This window comes from Thermodesulfobacteriota bacterium (genome assembly GCA_040754335.1).
Classification (GTDB): domain Bacteria; phylum Desulfobacterota_D; class UBA1144; order Nemesobacterales; family UBA2774; genus 2-12-FULL-53-21.
The window spans coordinates 1-16,502 of sequence record JBFMCV010000011.1; the positions used below are offsets into that span (position 1 = coordinate 1).

Annotated in this window: 20 protein-coding genes, 1 pseudogene and 1 riboswitch; of the genes and pseudogenes, 2 read left to right on the top strand and 19 right to left on the bottom strand. The window is 52.4% G+C overall.

Annotated features, from left to right (window positions below; translation table 11 throughout):
- The 7 genes from AB1598_14825 to AB1598_14855 all read right to left on the bottom strand — a co-directional run.
- Positions 1-896 (bottom strand): DNRLRE domain-containing protein (locus AB1598_14825; GenBank protein MEW6146285.1); only part of this gene is annotated, 896 nt, incomplete at its 3' end.
- 122 nt (positions 897-1,018) lie between these two features.
- A riboswitch (cyclic di-GMP riboswitch) is annotated at positions 1,019-1,109 on the bottom strand.
- Positions 1,110-1,404: 295 nt separating this feature from the next.
- A complete protein-coding gene (locus tag AB1598_14830) occupies positions 1,405-1,872 on the bottom strand; it encodes a hypothetical protein (GenBank protein MEW6146286.1) in 468 nt (155 codons plus the stop codon).
- Between the two features lie 43 nt (positions 1,873-1,915).
- Complete coding sequence (locus tag AB1598_14835) at positions 1,916-2,404, bottom strand: FMN-binding protein (GenBank protein MEW6146287.1); 489 nt, start codon at positions 2,402-2,404, stop codon at positions 1,916-1,918.
- Between the two features lie 149 nt (positions 2,405-2,553).
- Positions 2,554-3,855: a hypothetical protein gene (locus AB1598_14840; GenBank protein MEW6146288.1), complete on the bottom strand. Its 1,302-nt coding sequence runs from the start codon at positions 3,853-3,855 to the stop codon at positions 2,554-2,556.
- Positions 3,856-4,446: 591 nt separating this feature from the next.
- Positions 4,447-4,674, bottom strand: coding sequence for a hypothetical protein (locus AB1598_14845; protein ID MEW6146289.1), 228 nt, complete (start codon positions 4,672-4,674; stop codon positions 4,447-4,449).
- A 194-nt stretch (positions 4,675-4,868) separates the two neighbouring features.
- Positions 4,869-5,507 carry a tetratricopeptide repeat protein gene (locus tag AB1598_14850; GenBank protein ID MEW6146290.1) on the bottom strand — a complete coding sequence of 213 codons (639 nt, stop codon included), beginning with the start codon at positions 5,505-5,507 and terminating at the stop codon, positions 4,869-4,871.
- A 133-nt stretch (positions 5,508-5,640) separates the two neighbouring features.
- Positions 5,641-6,825, bottom strand: a complete 1,185-nt coding sequence (locus AB1598_14855) for a hypothetical protein (protein ID MEW6146291.1) — start codon at positions 6,823-6,825, stop codon at positions 5,641-5,643.
- A 248-nt stretch (positions 6,826-7,073) separates the two neighbouring features.
- Between AB1598_14855 and metF the strand changes: the two genes are divergently transcribed.
- Both metF and AB1598_14865 read left to right on the top strand, forming a co-directional pair.
- A complete protein-coding gene (metF, locus tag AB1598_14860; protein ID MEW6146292.1) occupies positions 7,074-8,009 on the top strand; it encodes a methylenetetrahydrofolate reductase [NAD(P)H] in 936 nt (311 codons plus the stop codon).
- A gap of 21 nt (positions 8,010-8,030) precedes the next feature.
- Positions 8,031-8,708 carry a ubiquinone/menaquinone biosynthesis methyltransferase gene (locus tag AB1598_14865; protein MEW6146293.1) on the top strand — a complete coding sequence of 226 codons (678 nt, stop codon included), beginning with the start codon at positions 8,031-8,033 and terminating at the stop codon, positions 8,706-8,708.
- 47 nt (positions 8,709-8,755) lie between these two features.
- Here the strand turns inward: AB1598_14865 and pdxH are convergent, their stop codons facing one another.
- The 12 genes and pseudogenes from pdxH to AB1598_14925 all read right to left on the bottom strand — a co-directional run bounded on the left by pdxH (position 8,756) and on the right by AB1598_14925 (position 16,489).
- A complete protein-coding gene (pdxH, locus tag AB1598_14870; protein ID MEW6146294.1) occupies positions 8,756-9,391 on the bottom strand; it encodes a pyridoxamine 5'-phosphate oxidase in 636 nt (211 codons plus the stop codon).
- A 25-nt stretch (positions 9,392-9,416) separates the two neighbouring features.
- The gene (locus AB1598_14875; protein MEW6146295.1) at positions 9,417-10,310 is read right to left on the bottom strand and encodes a TIGR01777 family oxidoreductase; all 894 of its coding nucleotides are present in this window, start codon (positions 10,308-10,310) and stop codon (positions 9,417-9,419) included.
- A 42-nt stretch (positions 10,311-10,352) separates the two neighbouring features.
- Positions 10,353-11,375: an LLM class flavin-dependent oxidoreductase gene (locus tag AB1598_14880; GenBank protein MEW6146296.1), complete on the bottom strand. Its 1,023-nt coding sequence runs from the start codon at positions 11,373-11,375 to the stop codon at positions 10,353-10,355.
- Positions 11,376-11,837: 462 nt separating this feature from the next.
- Positions 11,838-12,197 (bottom strand): annotated as a pseudogene (gene rplQ, locus AB1598_14885) (50S ribosomal protein L17).
- A 30-nt stretch (positions 12,198-12,227) separates the two neighbouring features.
- The gene (locus AB1598_14890; protein MEW6146297.1) at positions 12,228-13,259 is read right to left on the bottom strand and encodes a DNA-directed RNA polymerase subunit alpha; all 1,032 of its coding nucleotides are present in this window, start codon (positions 13,257-13,259) and stop codon (positions 12,228-12,230) included.
- Between the two features lie 48 nt (positions 13,260-13,307).
- Positions 13,308-13,940, bottom strand: coding sequence for a 30S ribosomal protein S4 (gene rpsD / locus AB1598_14895; GenBank protein MEW6146298.1), 633 nt, complete (start codon positions 13,938-13,940; stop codon positions 13,308-13,310).
- 58 nt (positions 13,941-13,998) lie between these two features.
- The gene (gene rpsK, locus AB1598_14900) at positions 13,999-14,385 is read right to left on the bottom strand and encodes a 30S ribosomal protein S11 (GenBank protein ID MEW6146299.1); all 387 of its coding nucleotides are present in this window, start codon (positions 14,383-14,385) and stop codon (positions 13,999-14,001) included.
- A gap of 19 nt (positions 14,386-14,404) precedes the next feature.
- The gene (rpsM, locus tag AB1598_14905) at positions 14,405-14,785 is read right to left on the bottom strand and encodes a 30S ribosomal protein S13 (GenBank protein ID MEW6146300.1); all 381 of its coding nucleotides are present in this window, start codon (positions 14,783-14,785) and stop codon (positions 14,405-14,407) included.
- A gap of 9 nt (positions 14,786-14,794) precedes the next feature.
- Complete coding sequence (rpmJ, locus tag AB1598_14910) at positions 14,795-14,908, bottom strand: 50S ribosomal protein L36 (protein MEW6146301.1); 114 nt, start codon at positions 14,906-14,908, stop codon at positions 14,795-14,797.
- Positions 14,909-14,927: 19 nt separating this feature from the next.
- Positions 14,928-15,149 (bottom strand): translation initiation factor IF-1, encoded by a 222-nt coding sequence (infA, locus tag AB1598_14915; GenBank protein MEW6146302.1) that lies wholly within the window; start codon positions 15,147-15,149, stop codon positions 14,928-14,930.
- Positions 15,150-15,155: 6 nt separating this feature from the next.
- Complete coding sequence (map, locus tag AB1598_14920; GenBank protein MEW6146303.1) at positions 15,156-15,920, bottom strand: type I methionyl aminopeptidase; 765 nt, start codon at positions 15,918-15,920, stop codon at positions 15,156-15,158.
- Entirely contained in the window at positions 15,917-16,489 is a 573-nt protein-coding gene (locus AB1598_14925) for an adenylate kinase (GenBank protein MEW6146304.1), read from the bottom strand. The genes map and AB1598_14925 overlap by 4 nt, the downstream gene beginning before the upstream one ends.
- Positions 16,490-16,502 lie beyond the last annotated feature (13 nt).

Sequence of the window (16,502 nt, forward strand, 5' to 3'; positions counted from 1 at the left end):
TTGTACCACCATTGCATGACTATCGTACAGTAGGATTTGTACGTATTCATCATTGCAACATCCGAGGAACTACCGGGATACGGCTTTGATGCACTATACATAGTACATGCAAATGTCATCGGCATATCAGGAGTAGGAGTTGGGGTCGGCGTAGGGATCGGAACAGGCGTTGGAGAAGCAGTAGGTGCCGGCGTCGGTGCAGGTGTTGGAGAAGGCGTTGGAGTAGGCGTCGGTTTGGGGCCCGATTTAGGACCTTTATGCTCGACGGTAAGAACGGGTTTATATTTTTTGCTCTCCGCGCTGTTCATATAGACTTCACCGCTCCTTGCCACAATATACACCCCGTTGTTCTGTTCAGTCCCGTCAACCCAGTCCTGAACCAGACCCGTCACCTCAATCGCATAATAATCGCCGGCCTTGGGTATAGACATACCACCTTCACTGGAGCCGGACATCGGGGGTTTTTTACTCCACGTCGTCGATTTCGACCAAGCGCCTTCAACCTCATGGATTGAAATCGAGCTGCTGGTCCTGCTTTTTTTAGAAACGTATATCCACAGCTGGGCTTTGGTAACTTCGGATCCGCTTGGAATCCTCGAAATATCAAATTTCATTAGTCCCTGTTTTATTTGTTTGTTCTTGGAGTTCAGCTGTAGACTGGAAGAAGAGCCGTAACTGTTGTTTACCTTGCGCTGGTCTACATATGTATCCTGAATCGAAGACAATTTATCCCCCGCAGATGTAGACGGGTTTCTGGTAGGAGCAGGATTAGAAGAGGAAGAGCCGGAACCAGGACTAGGACTGAAAAAAGCCTGCGACGCCAGCGGTCCGCATAAGGACATTACCGCCCCCAGGAGCAATATATATATTTTGATTGATATGTTGAAACTTCTCATCTGAATGCCTCCTTTCGCAGGCTCATCCACCCTTTCGAGGGAAGCATTCCATTCGACCCTGCTATGAGCAGGCAGGTCAGAGTGATCTAGGAAAGACGTCGGGACTAAAACTATCTTCCTATTTCGGCAACCCGGCCACCTTATGCCAACCACGAGGCACTTAGGTCGAAGGCTTTGCGTCCCACCCTTTCGGATGGTTTGCCTTTATCGTTTAGGACATGCCTTTTAATCTTTTTTACACGTGATCACTAATATGCAATATTCATACCATTTCATATAAACTTCAGTTTTTGCCTTAAATATGAGAAGACAAGTGGTACATATCACTCAGACATTGGGATGCTCAAAAATCTCATGAATCAGCTATCCGGAGGGGTTTTTCTGTCATATTTTGTCATTCTATAGAAATCCATGACAAGATTAGTCAGAACGAAGATACGTATGCCACATTACAATCAATTTTGGATATAAATCGTAAATTATTTGTTTTTTTGTAGAGGAAGAACGATTAACCGGATGAGGAGAGGCCGTTATTGTACGAATTCTTACTCGCACCGTAAATAAACCATATAGTAATAATCATCAGTGCAGCGAGCGAGACCTGAAGGACTATCACGGAGGCTATTTTAAAATAGGCGAAATCAGGGCTCACATATCTTATAAGCCACCCTCCTGCAATGTCACCCAGTGCGGATAAAAATGAAGAAACTACGAGCAGGAGCTTCCAGATGTTCCCCAGAGTGGTAAAAAGTATCAAATGATTCAGAGTCACGAGTATTACGGCCATCGAAAAGAAGTGGAAATGGGCTTCCTCAAGCATTCCGAGATAGCTCTTGGGAGGTCTGAAATCGGCCTCGGAGCCCCTGTAATACTCAACAACGGAATCGTAGCTGAATCCGACCTGGAGGTAGAGCAGCAGGTTGGTTACCCACAATAAGACAAAAAAAAGCACCGTGAAGGCTATTATAAGCCTCAACAGTGAATTCTTCCTGATGTCCGGGGAAATAAAGAATCGCAATTTAATCCTCGGTATCACTTTCCGGCTTAAGGCCGGTAAGGACGACAGCGGCAAGGGCAAGCACCTGCCGGGTCGTCCGGGACAATGAGTCTGACGTTATCGTAGCGCCTGTGATGTTAGGTATGTCCCTGCCCGGCTTCAGGGGATCCTTTATGCTTTTGCCGTAAAACAGCGCGATCCAGTTGTTCCCGGGCATATATTCGGGCGGCTCGAAAAACGCGAGAATCTCGGTCTGCCTGAGAGTGCCGTCAGGATTGATCACAAACATTACTGTCTCCGTCTTGGTCCTGAGAGTGTGCGTGTCAATTATAGCATATCCGAGAGACGTATCCCCTTTAAACCCTTCGTAAATGATATACAGTCTCGTTGAGAGTTTGGATTTCGAGAGCGACTCGATTTCCCGGGACTGTTCTTCCGTGAGAATGACCTCTCTCTTACTTATCCTGTCCGCGCCGGGGAATGCCAGGGCGAGCGCTTCATCCCTTTTCATGAATACTTTCGATTGAGCGGATGCGGAAAAAATAAAGAGGCAAAGGGAAAGAATGTATAACGTTTTCATATAGGCCGGATCAGGGAATATATAACGAGGGCGCGGTGCGATATCACCCGCGCCCTCACGGAAGGTATATTTAACCAGATTTAGAATACATATCCAAGGCCGAAATTAATCTGATTCTGCGACTCGTCGGCGTTATTATCCAGCCACTGATACTCCGCTTTCACCACGACTTGCGGTATGGGCTTATAATTGATACCTATCGTCAGGTCTTGTCTGTTGTTGGCAGGGTTGCGCTGGAAGCCGGAGGGGACGTGAGCCTGAGTATCGAAGGCATCCCACCTTACGAACGGGGCCAGGTACTGAAAATACTGGCTCGTTGTATCGGCAAGGGACAGGACGTTGTATCCCCCTTCTACATAGTATCCCCACTGCTGGTTGCCCACGGACTCATCCCCGACAAAACCGTTTAAGGCGTTTATTTGAGCAGCGTCGTCGAGTCTCGTGATCACGCCGAGCGCCCTGCCCTCGAATCCGGCATACTGGAACTGTATGTCCCCTTCGTACATCTGGAAGAACCCCTTGACCTTTTGTCCGTTGAACTGGGAGGCCGGGTCGTCCACCTTTGCGTTCTGCCCCGTATTGCCGAGGAATATGGAGCCCGCCACAGTAAGATAAGGGAATGGATTATATTCCGCCCTGCCGACGAACGCAACGTTGTTGAATAAGGATTCCGTGCCGTTAGTCCTTATGCCCCTGTTGCTAGAAGCAGTGAAACCCTCCGCATTGAAACTATTCATGACATAAGCCTTGTAGCTCAGATTACCGCCCCTGCCGAGATCAAAGTCGCCGAACGCGCCTATCCCGTTCTCTCTCCACGTCGTCGGAATAACGAACCTTTCCGTCCCGTCCCTGAAAACTCCGAAGAACGTCGTGGGCTCATGAACTTCGTTTATTATGCCGAAAGGAGCTAGCAAGAGCCCGCCACGGAGGTTAAATTCCTGTACGAGGAGGAAATCGAGAAGAGCGAATTCGACAGACACTTCGCCCTCATCCCCCTGTACGTTTGTTCCCGTAGATGCGTGCTCGAATTCAATTTCCGAATTGAAGATTATCCTGTCCGTAAATTTATATCCGAAATAAAGGACGACCCTCTGGGTATCGACCGTATCGTCACCGTCAAAGACGGCCTGGCCCATGAGCAGCTCGCCGTAACCGCCGATCGATAGCCCTTTGTTAGTGAGATAAACCTTCGATGCAGCCGGCCCGGCCCCGAACATTTGCTCGTAAGTGGGCTCAGGGATCACGGAGACTTGCTTGATATTGTCGATCTCCTGAGCGAGCACGCTCAATTTCTCCTCGATTGCCTTAAGCCTGTCATCAGGAATGCCCTGCGCTTTGAGCTGCTGCAGCTCGTCGCTCACGCTCCTGAGCTTATTCTCCAAGTCCTGAATTCTCTGGTCCTGTGACTGGCTCTGCGCACTGCTTTTGTTCTGGGCGACGACGATACTTTTGTTTCCGGCATCAGCAGAACCGGTTTTACCGTCATCGTTTTTTTGAGTCCTTATTTTTTCGTATACATCGATATTCCGGGGATTCCCCTGATGACCCTGTGTCAGCTCATCCGAAAAGACATTCGTGGGTGCTAATAAAACCACTAACAATAAAAGAGGGATCATTAACACTCGTCTCGAGTCCCCCGTCGAAAATAAGCGAATCTCTCCCATCCTCCCACACCTCCTTGTATAGTATTGAATATCGGAATCAAAATCAACATACATCAGTCATACGATTTGTCAAGACAATGAAATTCATATTCAATATGTCTGTTATTTATTCCGAATTCCCGGGATACCGGCACCAGTATTCACGAAGATCTAAAGAGCATTGTTTTAAAGCTTCAATTCCAGGCCGGGTTTACATCCTTTCGGTTTACGGTTGGAAGAAGAAGGGCGGCTAGCTAAGGTAATAGGACTATTATTTCATGGCGCCGCCCTTCTCCCGGGAGTATCGCTTTCTTTATTCGGTCGATCCATTCACGCCTGATTCCGCATCTGCACGCCAAATCCCCGCTCCGCAGCCGAATTGACCTCGAGGGCCTCAATTATCATCTGCGTAAGCGTCAGCATATATTTATGCTCCAGTCTAAGAGTAATATTCCCTATGCACAGGTGATAGAAATTACAGCACCCGCATTTGGAAATATTGCCGATGTTCGACGACGAGAGCACAAGCGGTTTATCTGTATCGCATAGAAAACCCATCGACAGCCTCCTTAGATCTTTATAAAAGAGCCCGCTTCTTAGATTCGTCTTTATATGCGTTGCGGGGTCAGATATTTATATTGATATTCAATATCATTATCATATTACCATATTCAAACAGTGTGTCAAGTACGTTGATAAAGTCGGCAGGAATTTATGTGGGGGCGTGAGGCGGGAAATTATCGGCTTTTCATCTAAGGGCCTACAATAAAGTATCCCCTGGTGTCGCAGCGCGCCGGATCAGGCTTCCAGGCGCTGACAAGCGCCTCCCCCTCCTGAATCTCTTCGGGAGTCATTTCGTGCATTATATTGTTCAGCGAATCCTCGGCGATCCGCTTCTCGTGAGGCGAGCCGATCTCGCTTGCGATACCGAACCATTTATAGGCTTTTATCAGGTCCCTTTCCTGACCGCACCCGCTTTTACAATCGAGCGAGGTATACTGAAGTCTCGATCTTGAATAAACGACACCGAGGCTGATCTGCGCCTGGGCCTGTCCCTGATCCGCTGACCTCGTCCAGAGTCCTATCGCTTTTTCGTAGCTATGACCGACCCCCAGACCCTCAAAGTACAACAGCCCGAGCGCGTACTGGGCGTCGCAGTCACCCTCCAGGGACAGCGGCTTCCAGAACTTCGCGGCAATTTGATAGTTCCACTGCTTATACCAGTTGAGACCGACGAGATAATTATCCTTCTCGGTAAAGTCGCGCACAGGGTTCGGGAGCTGCTCGGGAATTTCGTCGGGTATCTCTTTCACCTGCTGACAGCCCGGCAACAGAAAGACGAGTGCAAAGGTAAGAAGCCTGACCGCAGATTTAATATTCCTTTCCCGCAACAGTTACTCCTTTCAAAGTCCGCCGGCGACATCGGCAGCAAAATTCACATTCAAATATAGTTGACGGGGATTTGATGTCAAACATCTCCGGCTCTCGGCCGGAGGAGAGAGTGAAAAAGAGCGGAAATGGATTTCAGGGTACGATTAGAATCTTTCCCGATTTCGGGGGCAGCGTAACGGCTGTCACCATCTCCCCGGTTGCGGCATCCCGATAGCTATCGTCGAGAGGCATCTCGACCGTAACATCGTCCGAAGGATTAACTATAACCTTACCCTTTTCCCACTCCCTTTGATAGACGTTGTCGGCGAAGGTAAAGAGATCCTGAGGTTCTCCAAGATCGAGGGCGCTCAACTGCTGAATCAGAGCGTCTGAGTACATTTTGTTCGACCAGATCATGCCTTTACCGTTTTCCCTGACGAGGAGGAGTGAAGACAGGGCAAACCAGAAATCTCCCCACTCAACCTGCACAACCGGCTCCGCCCTCCGGTTCTGCACCATGTCCTGCGCCGCCAGAACCCTCCTCAGCCACACCTGCTCGCTCACAGGCGACCCGTCCCCGTTCGTCGTCCACGCCTCAAACAACGCATAGTCCATGTACTGCATCAGCTCAGGGTATACGTCCCTGTCAAAATACATGGCCTCAACGTCGGTCCATACGTTCACGATATACTTAAGCCCCCCGGCCTCCGTATCCGCAAGCTGCCGCATCCTCATCGCCGCGCTCAGCATGTCCTGCTCCCTCTCCTCCCGCGTGAACTCATTCCCCGTGGCGGGGTTCTTCGGTATCGCGCTCCATCCCCACCCGACTGGCAAATATACGTTAAAATTGTCCAGAAACCTCAAGTTCCAACCCCTCTCCTTGTACGTCCCCTTCCACCTGCCCCCGGCTATCGTCGACGGTACCTGGATAAAATAGTCAAAGTAAAAGTCCACGTAATCCATGTTCCCGTGGTCCACCAAATGCTCCTGCGCCACCCACTCGTTATATACAGTATTCCCGTTCTTGTCCTTGAGAACCCACTGCGGCTTCTGGGGCAGTATGTAATCGTTATATATGTCCCCTCCAAGGTTCCACGTGCTCTTGTCGTTTATCGAACTCATAAATCCCCAGTTGTCGTATGGCCCGCAATGCTCCACTACCGAATCCTCCATCATGTACGGACACCACGTCTGCTGCGGTAAGGCGTTCCACCACGTCAGTATGACTGCGCAGTTATTTTTCATCTTGTTCGCTTCTTCCAAGTCGTCCGAAGCCGCCGTGGTCCGGTCAGGAAGAGCGTATGCGGGACAGGCCAGATTTACAATCGTGACTTTCAAAGGAGAACCGGAACTTCCGTTCGAGGATGATCCGCCCCCTTGACATCCTGCGGCCAGGATCAATATCGAAACGGCAATGGCTAAGAAAAAATCGGACCGCATAAACGGACCACCCCATTCGTCCGGCGACCGGAGATAAAAGAAAGAAGCGTATATTATAACCCAGATCGTGACGGGTAACAGCTTCATTTGACAAAAAGGCACGGAAGTGAAAGAATTAATTGCCTATAGTTGGTGTAGGGTCAATTATGCGTTTGCCGGAATACTTTAAAAATCGCGGGAAAGAACCTGTAATCTCATTTGAAATTTTTCCTCCTAAAACGGAAAAGGGCATGGAAAACCTGGAGAAGGTCCTGGAGGAGCTCGCGGGGCTGAGTCCGGATTTCATAACCGTTACCTACGGAGCCATGGGATCGACGAGGGAAAGAACTCTCGAGATAGCATCTCTTATCAAAAACCGGTTCGGCGTGGAAAGCGCGTGTCACCTCACGTGTGTCGGATCGTCGAGGGACGATCTCGACCGGATGCTGAACCGGATATACGAAGCAGGCATAGAAAACATAGTTGCCATACGGGGGGATACTCCGCCGGGCGCTGCGGAATTCATACCGCCGCCTGACGGTTACAGATACGGATACGAGCTGGTGAGGCACATACGTCATTTCGAGGAAAAGACGCTCAAACGGAGATACTTCGGAATCGCCGTAGGCGGGTACCCCGAAAAGCACACGGAAGCTCCCGATATCGAAGCGGACATCAAGAACCTGAAGCTCAAGGTCGATGCGGGCGCAGACATCGTGATCACACAGCTTTTTTTTGATAACCGTCATTACTTCGAGTTCACGGAAAGAGCAAAGGCGCACGGCATAAACACTCCCATAATCCCCGGCCTCATGCCGATACTCTCCGTGAGGCAGATAGAGAGAATAACCTCGATGTGCGGAGCTTCCATCCCGTCCCGCCTGAGGAAGAGGCTCGACGCCTGCAAGGACGACGACGAAAAAGCCCGCGCGATCGGCATAGCGCAGTGCGTAGACCAGTCAAAAGAGCTCCTGAACCGCGGAGTCCCGGGTATTCATTATTATGTGCTTAATAAATCCGAGCACATGAAAGAGATAATAGGGGCATTGCCGGTCGGCCGCATTAAATACACAGGCGGTAAATTTGCCGCCAATATTCCTTAAGAGCAGGAACCCCGGAAACAAATGCCGGATACGGTCAAGCTTTTCAATAAGGTCGCAGAGCGCTACGACGCGCTCAACACGTTCTTCAGCCTGGGTATGGACAGGCTCTGGAGGAAGCGTCTTTCGGAAGAGATAATGGGGGCGGATACGGTCCTCGACGTCGCGACAGGCACAGGAGAGGTGGCGATAGAGACTGCGGGGAGCCTTAAGGGGTGCAGGGTAGTAGGGGCCGACCCGAGCGCCAGGATGCTGGAGCTCGCCAGGAAAAAGATAGAAGCTGCCGGAAATGCGGGGAGGATATCGCTCGCGCGTTGTGATGCGGAGCACCTGCCGTTCAAGGACGGCGCTTTCGACGCGGTGACAATAGCCTTCGGCATAAGAAACACTGCCGACCCGTTAAAATCGCTCACGGAGATGAAAAGGGTGCTGAGGCCGGGCGGGAAAGCCGGCGTTATGGAGTTCGCCATCCCGCGGAACAGGATTTTCGCCCCGGTCTACCTCTTCTATTTCAGGAATTTCCTCCCGTTCGTCGGCTCACTATTCGGGACTGGAGTCGAATACAAATACCTTTCCGAATCAACGTCTGCGTTCCCGCAGCGCGAGAGTTTTGTCAAGCTCATGGAAGCAGCCGGATTCCGCGCCGGAAAGCCGATCGAGCTTATGATGGGGATAGTGATAATATATACCGGGCTAAAGTAGTGGGGATTCCTATCCTGCGGATGAAACACGGCTGAGGTGCCGGCTATTCAGGGCGCGAGCCTTTCTATTATCCAACTGCCGTCCCTCCGTTTCCTGTACCTCAGCCTGTCGTGAAGCCTGTTCGGCCTTCCCTGCCAGAATTCGATCGAAGAGGGGACGAGCCTGTAGCCGCTCCAGTAACGAGGCCTGGGGATTTCCATGTCAGCATACTCGAGATCGAGCTTGTGATAGAGACCGTCGAGGTATTCCCTGCTCTCTATTACGCGGCTCTGACGTGACGCCCAGGCGCCCAGCCGGCTGCCCCTGGGTCTTGTGGCGAAATATAGATCCGACTCCGCCCCGGAGATACGGCGCACTTTCCCCTCGATGCGCACGGATCGCTCGAGCTTGTCCCACCAGAAACAGATCGCCGCATTTTTGTTCCTCCGCATGTCCTCCCCTTTCCTGCTCTCGGAGTTCGTATAGAACACGAACCCGTTTTCATCGAAGCCCTTAAGGAGAAGCATCCTCGCAGAAGGTCTCCCGTCCGCGGAGACGGTAGCGAGAGCAAACGCATCGGGGTGGATGAAGCCCGCTCGAGACGCTTCGTCGTACCACCGGCCGAACTGTCTGAAAGGGTCCGCGTCTAGGTCTTCCTCGAGGAGCTGGAACGCTTCATATTGTTTCGACCCGGATTTCTCCACTGTTAGCCTCTCCGAACAGGACCGATCACGACAACAAATGTTTTAAGGCGCTTTTGATATCGGGATATCGAAACTTGAACCCGGAGCCGAGAAGTCTCGACGGCACTGCGCGCGTGCTCGAGAGCATCGTTTCATCGGCCATCTCGCCGAGAAAGACACGTAGCGCGAATGCCGGTATGCGGAAAATAGCCGGGCGCGCAAGGGCGTCTCCCAAAGCCTCCGCGAACTCACTGTTCGTGACAGGTCCGGGCGAGGTAAAATTCACCGGACCCCGGAGGTAATCCGACACGAGTGAATGATAAATCGCAGAGAGCACATCGTCAATCGCGATCCAGCTCCAGTACTGCTTCCCGCTCCCCATCCTCCCCCCCAACCCCAGCCTGAACGGCGGGAGCATCCTGGAGAGGGCTCCCCCATAGGGAGCGAGCACGATACCGAGCCTCATATTCACCAACCTTATACCGGCATCCGCGGCGGGCCCCAATGCCCCTTCCCATTTTATGCTGAGCCGGGCAAGGAAGCCCGCGCCCGGGCCGCTCTCCTCTGTCAGCACCTCTTCCCCTCTGTCCCCGTAATAACCGATCCCCGAGGCTGCGACCACGACACGGGGTTTCGAATCTAGCCCGGAGAGCGTTTCGGCGAGGAGCCTCGTTCCCCTTACGCGGCTCTCTTCTATCCTGCGTTTTTTCTCCGAGGTCCATCTGCCTTCTATGCTTTCGCCCGCGAGGTGCACTACTGCATCGTGTCCCTCGAGCTTACCGCCTTCTATCTCTCCGCGCTCGGGATCCCAGTAAGCCGTTTCTAAAGAGCCACCTGTCCGGGACCGCGTAAGCCTCGTTATGCTATGCCCTTCGTCCGAGAGAAACGGTATGAGCTTTGATCCTATGAGCCCCGAGGCTCCCGTAATCAAGATTTTCATGGCCCGGTTATAGATGTTAGGTTATCATATCCATGTTCGGCTTTAAGGTCTCTGTCCGCCGAAAGCATCGAATATAGCCCTCTGGTATTCGCCTACTTCATCGAAATCCATATAGTAATGGGGGGCGCTCAGGACGGGCAGGTCTATGAGTTCCCGGTATCCCTCGATCTTCCTTCTGCACTCCTCCGCGTTTCCAACTACGGCGAACGCGTCCACCATGTCGTCTGTAACGCATTTTATCATCGATTCAACGTCCCCTTTGAAAAAGGCGTCCCTTATCATCCCTGTCTCTTTCTCGAAGCCGTGGAGCCTGAACGGGGCCTCGTATGTGCGTACGGTGGCGTAGAACGCGATAGTCGCCCTTGCCGCATGCATCGCACGCTTTCTGTCGCCTGATACGGCGCATGTGATTATAGAGGCGGTCTCGAACCGGCCGGTATCCCTGCCGGACATAGCCAAGCCATCTCTTAAGCTCGGGACGACGATTTCCTTTAAGTACCTGAGCGAGCAGACGACGTGTCCCAGATAACCGTCAGCGGTCTCGCCCGCGGCCCGGCACATGCGGCTCCCGACTCCGGCGAGGTAGATCGGTATCTTATCCCTCACGGGCTTGAACGGCCGCCTGTAGCCCTTCATGCTGATATTGTAATACTCGCCTTTATATTCGACGGGCTCACCGATATGCGCGCCGCCTGTGATAAGCCTGACGGCCTCTATGCATTCCCTGATGCGCGTAACGGGTCTTCCGTGCGCGATGCCGTGCCAGAGCTCGTTCGTCCGTCTGGCCCCGGTGCCGAGACCCAGTATGAGCCTCCCGTTCGAGATTTCGTCGAGATCGAGCGCCGTGAGGGAGGTAACGAGCGGGCTCCTCACGAAAGCGAGGGCTACCGCTGTGCCGAGCCTGATCCGCGAGGTCGCGTGGGCCGCGGCCGCCAGCTGCTGGAACGATGTGCGGTAGAGCTCGGTTGCCCAGACCGAATCGAACCCGGCCTCCTCGGCGCTCCGGGCGAGGAGCGCTATGTCAGAAATCTTCTCCGCATCGAGGATGATTCCTACCGGCTTCAACGAAAACACCCCCCTCAAAAAAGAAAGGCGGCCCTCAGGCCGCCCCTTATGATGTCTGATTTTTCTGCGAATACCGGATTCATCAATCTCTCTGTCAGAATGTTAATGAATGCCGGAATCCCGGGTCGTGATATCGAGAACCCGGATCTACTCTTCCTTTTTATCCTCGGCTCCGGCCTGAGCTTCGGGCTCAGCCGATGTCTCCGCCGGCTCTTCGGCTCCCGAGGCTTTTAACTCCTGCTCGGGTGCCCGGGGCTCCTCAGCCGGAGACTCCGCCGTCTTCTCCGCCGCCTCAGTCGCGGGCCCGGCAGCTTCCGCCTCAGGCTTTCCCTCTTCAATAAGCCCAAGCTCTTCGGCGGACTCCTTCTTCGAGCTCTTTGCCCTGGGTTTTCCCTTAGTAGCGGCTTCGGCCGTTTTCGGCTTCTCCTTCTTGGGGGACGCCTTCTTTTTCCTGGCCGGCTTATAATCCTCTTCAACGAGCTCTATTATAGAGACCGCGGTGTTATCGCCTTTTCTGAACCCGAGCTTTATGATCCTGGTATATCCGCCCGGGCGGTCCTTGAATTTGGCTGCGATTACATCGAAAAGCTTTTTCAGGACGTCCTTATCACGTATGTATGCCGCAGCCTGCCTTCTCTTGTGTAGTGTCCCTTCCTTGGCGAGGGTGATCATTTTTTCCGCGATTCTCCTGAGCTCTTTAGCCTTCATGTCGGTCGTCTTTATTCTGTCGAAACGGAACAGATCCGTGACCATGTTGCGGAACATGGATTTTCTGTGTTTTGTGGTAACCCCGAGTTTACGTCCGAGTCTCTTATGTCTCATAATGCGGTCTCCGATTCTCCATGCAAATCGCTATTGAGTTGCTATCCTCTCGCTGCGCTTTATTTTCTCGTTATTAAAGACTTCCTGGTCTATCTTGAGGCCGAGGCCGAGCCCCATCTCGTGGAGCCTCTCCTTAATCTCGTAGAGAGAGCGTTTGCCGAAATTCTCGAGATTGAGGAGGTCTTCCTCGGTTTTCTGAATCAGATCACCGGTGTACTCCACGCCTGCCTTTCTCAAACAGTTAAGCGACCTCGCCGAGAGGTCCATCTCCTCGATCGTGTTGAAGAGTATGTCCTCGGTACCCTTTATTTCCTGCTTGTCCTCGCTCTCGGGAACTTCGTCCACCTCGGCTTCGTCGAAGTTAATGAATACCGAGAGCTGGTGCTTGATTATCTTGGACGCATATGCCAGCGCGTCCTCGGGCAATATCGTGCCGTTCGTCCATATCTCGAGCGTGAGCCTCTGGTAGTCAGTACGCCTGCCCACCCTGGAGTTGGTGACCGCGTAATTGACCTTCCTTATCGGCGAGAAGAGCGCGTCTATCGGAATGACCCCTATGGTGCTCTGGAGATCCCCGCGCCTCTCGACGGGCTCGTAACCCCTTCCCATCTCGACCCTCATTTCCATCTCGAGCTTGGCGCCTTCGGCAAGCGTGGCTATGTGGTGGTCCGGGTTCAGTATCTCGACGTTATGACCCGTAGTGATGTCCCCGGCCTTGATGTCGCATTCGCCCTGCCCGCTGACGCGTATGGTCTGCGGCTCGTATGTATGCATTTTCAGCTCTATGCCTTTGAGATTAAGTATTATTTCCGTGACGTCTTCTTTAACCCCGGGGATGGATGAAAACTCATGCAAGACACCATCGATTTTGATAGAGGTGACGGCAGGCCCCTGGATGGAGGACAGCAGCACCCTCCTTAATGCATTTCCCAGCGTAACTCCGTATCCGCGCTCCAAAGGCTCGCACACGAACTTCGCATAAAAGGGAGAGGCGTTTTTTTCGTCCTTCTCAATCCTTTTGGGTTTAATGAGATCTTGCCAGTTTTTTTGAAAATCCTTCACCTTGTTCCCTCCGTTTTCGGAACTGAACACAATTTTACTTCTGTAATTCTATACCCTCGAATAAAATTCGACGATCAGCTGTTCCTCTATCGGGAACGTCACGTCGTCCCTCGCAGGCACCCTGAGCACGGTACCCCTGTAATTTTCTTCGTCGAGCTCGAGCCAATCGGGGACCCCTCTTCTCGAATTGAACTCAAGGGCCTGATTTATCCTCTGCAGTTTTTTGCTCTTTTCCCTTATTTCTATTTTATCGCCTTCCTTGACCTGATAAGACGGAATATTGACCACCTGGCCGTTGACCGTTACATGGGCATGGCCCACGAGCTGCCTGGCGTCGTTGCGGGAGCTGCCGAAGCAGAGACGGTAGACTACGTTATCGAGCCTCCTTTCGAGCATCGATATGAGGATGGCGCCCGTTACGCCCTTGATGCGCGAAGCCTTTTCGAAATAGCCCCTGAACTGCTTTTCCCTGATACCGTACATCCTCTTTACCTTCTGCTTTTCCCTTAACCTGAGACCGAATTCGGAGAACTTGCCGTGAAATTTGCCGTGCTCGCCCGGAACCTGGTCCGGTCTTTTCTCCACGGCGGTTTTGCCGTTGTAGCTTCGCTCGCCTTTAAGGAAAAGGTTCACGCCTTCTCTTCTCGATAGTCTGTCGGTAGGCCCGGTATATCTTCCCATTTACTGCTTAACCTCCTTGGAATTCTTGACCATAGCTCGCGGTGAATAATCCATAATTCTATACCCTCCTCCTGCCGGGCGGCCTGCAGCCGTTATGCGGTATAGGCGTCACGTCCCTGATGAACGTAATCTTCAGTCCGGAGGCCTGGAGAGACCTTATCGCGGGCTCCCTGCCCGGACCCGGCCCCTTTACATAAACGGACACGCTCTTCATCCCTACGGTCGCCGCTTTCTTGGCGGCGTCCTCTGCCGCGATCTGAGCCGCGAAGGGCGTCCCCTTGCGTGTCCCCTTGAATCCTTTCATTCCGCCGCTCGACCAGGCGATCACATTGCCGCTCTGGTCGCTTATCGTGATGATCGTATTATTAAAGGTAGCCTGTATGTTGACTATCCCCTGCTCGACGAATTTCCTTGTTTTCTTTTTTCCGCTCTTCTTTGCAGCCATCCCTTATCTCCGGACTAGGTTATTTGGTTGTCTTTTTCTTCTTTGCTATCGCTGTCCCGCGGGGGCCTTTCCTCGTACGCGCGTTAGATTTGGTCTTCTGGCCGCGGACGGGAAGTCCCAGCCTGTGCCTGACCCCCCTGTAACAGCCTATTTCGATCAGCCGCTTGATATTGGTCTGTATCTCCTTCCTGAGCTCACCTTCGACGGTGTACTTGTTCTCTATAGTTTCTCTTATCGCCGCGACTTCGTGATCGGTGAGGTCTTTCGCCTGCGTATTGACGTCGACCTTGGCCTCTTTGAGTATCTCCCTCGACACAACCCGTCCGATGCCGTATATGTAGGTCAGCCCTACCTCGATCCTTTTGTTAAGCGGAATGTCAACACCTGCGATCCTGGGCATTCTTGCCTCCTACCCTTGCTTTTGTTTATGTCTCTTGTTCGAGCAAATTATACGCACTACGCCCTTTCTTTTAATTATCCTGCATTTCTCGCAAATCTTTTTCACAGACGCTCTAACTTTCACTTCGGTCACCCCGCAAAAATCATTTTTTTAACCTGTAAGTTATTCTGCCTTTCGTGAGGTCATAAGGGGAAAGCTCAAGCTTGACCTTATCGCCGGGCAGAATACGAATAAAACGCGTCCTCATTTTACCCGAAACATATGCGAGCACCTCATGCCCACCCTCAATTTCGACTCTGAACATTGCATTAGGCAACGCCTCGATCACGGTCCCCTCGAACTCTATTCTCTCTTCTTTCGCCATAAATTTTCAGTTTTGCCTAGTCAGCACTTCCGGTCCTTCTTCGGTGACCGCAACCGTATGCTCGAAATGGGCAGACAACGTGCCGTCAACCGTCACGGCCGTCCAGCCGTCGCTTAAAATCTTTATGTCGGGCCTCCCGATATTGACCATGGGTTCTATCGCGATCACCATACCAGGCTTCAGTTTTATCCCTTTACCATGGCTCCCGTTCTCGGGAACGAAATTCGGGACCTGCGGGTCTTCATGGAGCTTCCTTCCGATACCGTGGCCTACGAAGGACCTCACTATGGAAAAGCCCTCTTCCTCCACGTATGTCTGTATCGCCCCGGATATGTCGAAAAGCCTGTTGCCCGGATAAGCCGCGGCTATCCCTCTTTTCAGAGATTCCTCCGTGACCCTCAGAAGCTTCTGCGCCAGGGAGGACACGTCGCCTACGGCTACAGTAATCGCGGAGTCGCCGTAATAACCCTCGAGGCTCACCCCGAAATCAAGGCCCACGATGTCTCCTTCCTTGAGCACCTTCTTTTTAGACGGTATCCCGTGTACGACCTCGTCGTTGACCGCGAAGCAAACAGACGCGGGGTAATTGGAATAACCCTTGAAGGCGGGCTTCGCCCCTTTCTTAAGCGCGAGCTCTTCGGCCATACGGTCGAGATCCCAGGTAGTAACACCCGGCATCACGTTTTCCCTGAGCTTGCCCAAGGCCTCCACGACCACTTGTGCAGCACTCCGCATCTTGTCTATTTCTTCCTTACTCTTTAAATAAATCATGCATTCAAACCCGCTAAGACCCCGTCTATCCTTCCGAAGACATCGTCTATCGTCCCCATGCCGTCCACTTCGAACAAAACACCTTCGTCCGCATAATAGGATTTCAAAGGCTCTGTCTGGCTCCGGTAGACCCTGAGTCTGTTCCTGACCACGTCCTCGGTATCGTCTTTTCGTCCTTCTATTTTCTGCCGCTCCAGTATTCTCTTAACTATTTCCTCATCCCCTACTTCGATGGATACGACGGCATCGATCGTCTTACCCTCGGAATTGAGCATCTCCGAGAGGGCCTCCGCCTGAGGGACGGTACGGGGAAAGCCGTCCAGCATGAATCCGTTCCGGGCGTCTTTTTCGGCGATCCTGTCCTTTATGATCCCGATGACTACCCCGTCCGGAACGAGCTCGCCCTTGTCCATGTAGGACTTCGCCAATGCGCCCAGCTCGGTGCCGTTTTTTACGGCGGCCCTCAGCATATCGCCTGTCGAAATGTGCGCCGTCATGTATTTATCCGTTATCTTCTTGGCCTGTGTCCCTTTCCCTGCTCCGGGCGGGCCAAATAAAATCAATCTCATTCAATGACTCCGG

Excerpts from the sequence above, each read along its gene's own strand:
- AB1598_14835 (MEW6146287.1), bottom strand. The coding sequence starts at position 2,404 with ATGAAAAGGGATGAAGCGCTCGCCCTGGCATTCCCCGGCGCGGACAGG.
- AB1598_14845 (MEW6146289.1), bottom strand. The coding sequence starts at position 4,674 with ATGGGTTTTCTATGCGATACAGATAAACCGCTTGTGCTCTCGTCGTCG.
- metF (MEW6146292.1), top strand. The coding sequence starts at position 7,074 with ATGCGTTTGCCGGAATACTTTAAAAATCGCGGGAAAGAACCTGTAATC.
- AB1598_14865 (MEW6146293.1), top strand. The coding sequence starts at position 8,031 with ATGCCGGATACGGTCAAGCTTTTCAATAAGGTCGCAGAGCGCTACGAC.
- AB1598_14875 (MEW6146295.1), bottom strand. The coding sequence starts at position 10,310 with ATGAAAATCTTGATTACGGGAGCCTCGGGGCTCATAGGATCAAAGCTC.
- rpsD (MEW6146298.1), bottom strand. The coding sequence starts at position 13,940 with ATGGGAAGATATACCGGGCCTACCGACAGACTATCGAGAAGAGAAGGC.
- rpsK (MEW6146299.1), bottom strand. The coding sequence starts at position 14,385 with ATGGCTGCAAAGAAGAGCGGAAAAAAGAAAACAAGGAAATTCGTCGAG.
- rpsM (MEW6146300.1), bottom strand. The coding sequence starts at position 14,785 with ATGCCCAGGATCGCAGGTGTTGACATTCCGCTTAACAAAAGGATCGAG.
- infA (MEW6146302.1), bottom strand. The coding sequence starts at position 15,149 with ATGGCGAAAGAAGAGAGAATAGAGTTCGAGGGGACCGTGATCGAGGCG.
- map (MEW6146303.1), bottom strand. The coding sequence starts at position 15,920 with ATGATTTATTTAAAGAGTAAGGAAGAAATAGACAAGATGCGGAGTGCT.
- AB1598_14925 (MEW6146304.1), bottom strand. The coding sequence starts at position 16,489 with ATGAGATTGATTTTATTTGGCCCGCCCGGAGCAGGGAAAGGGACACAG.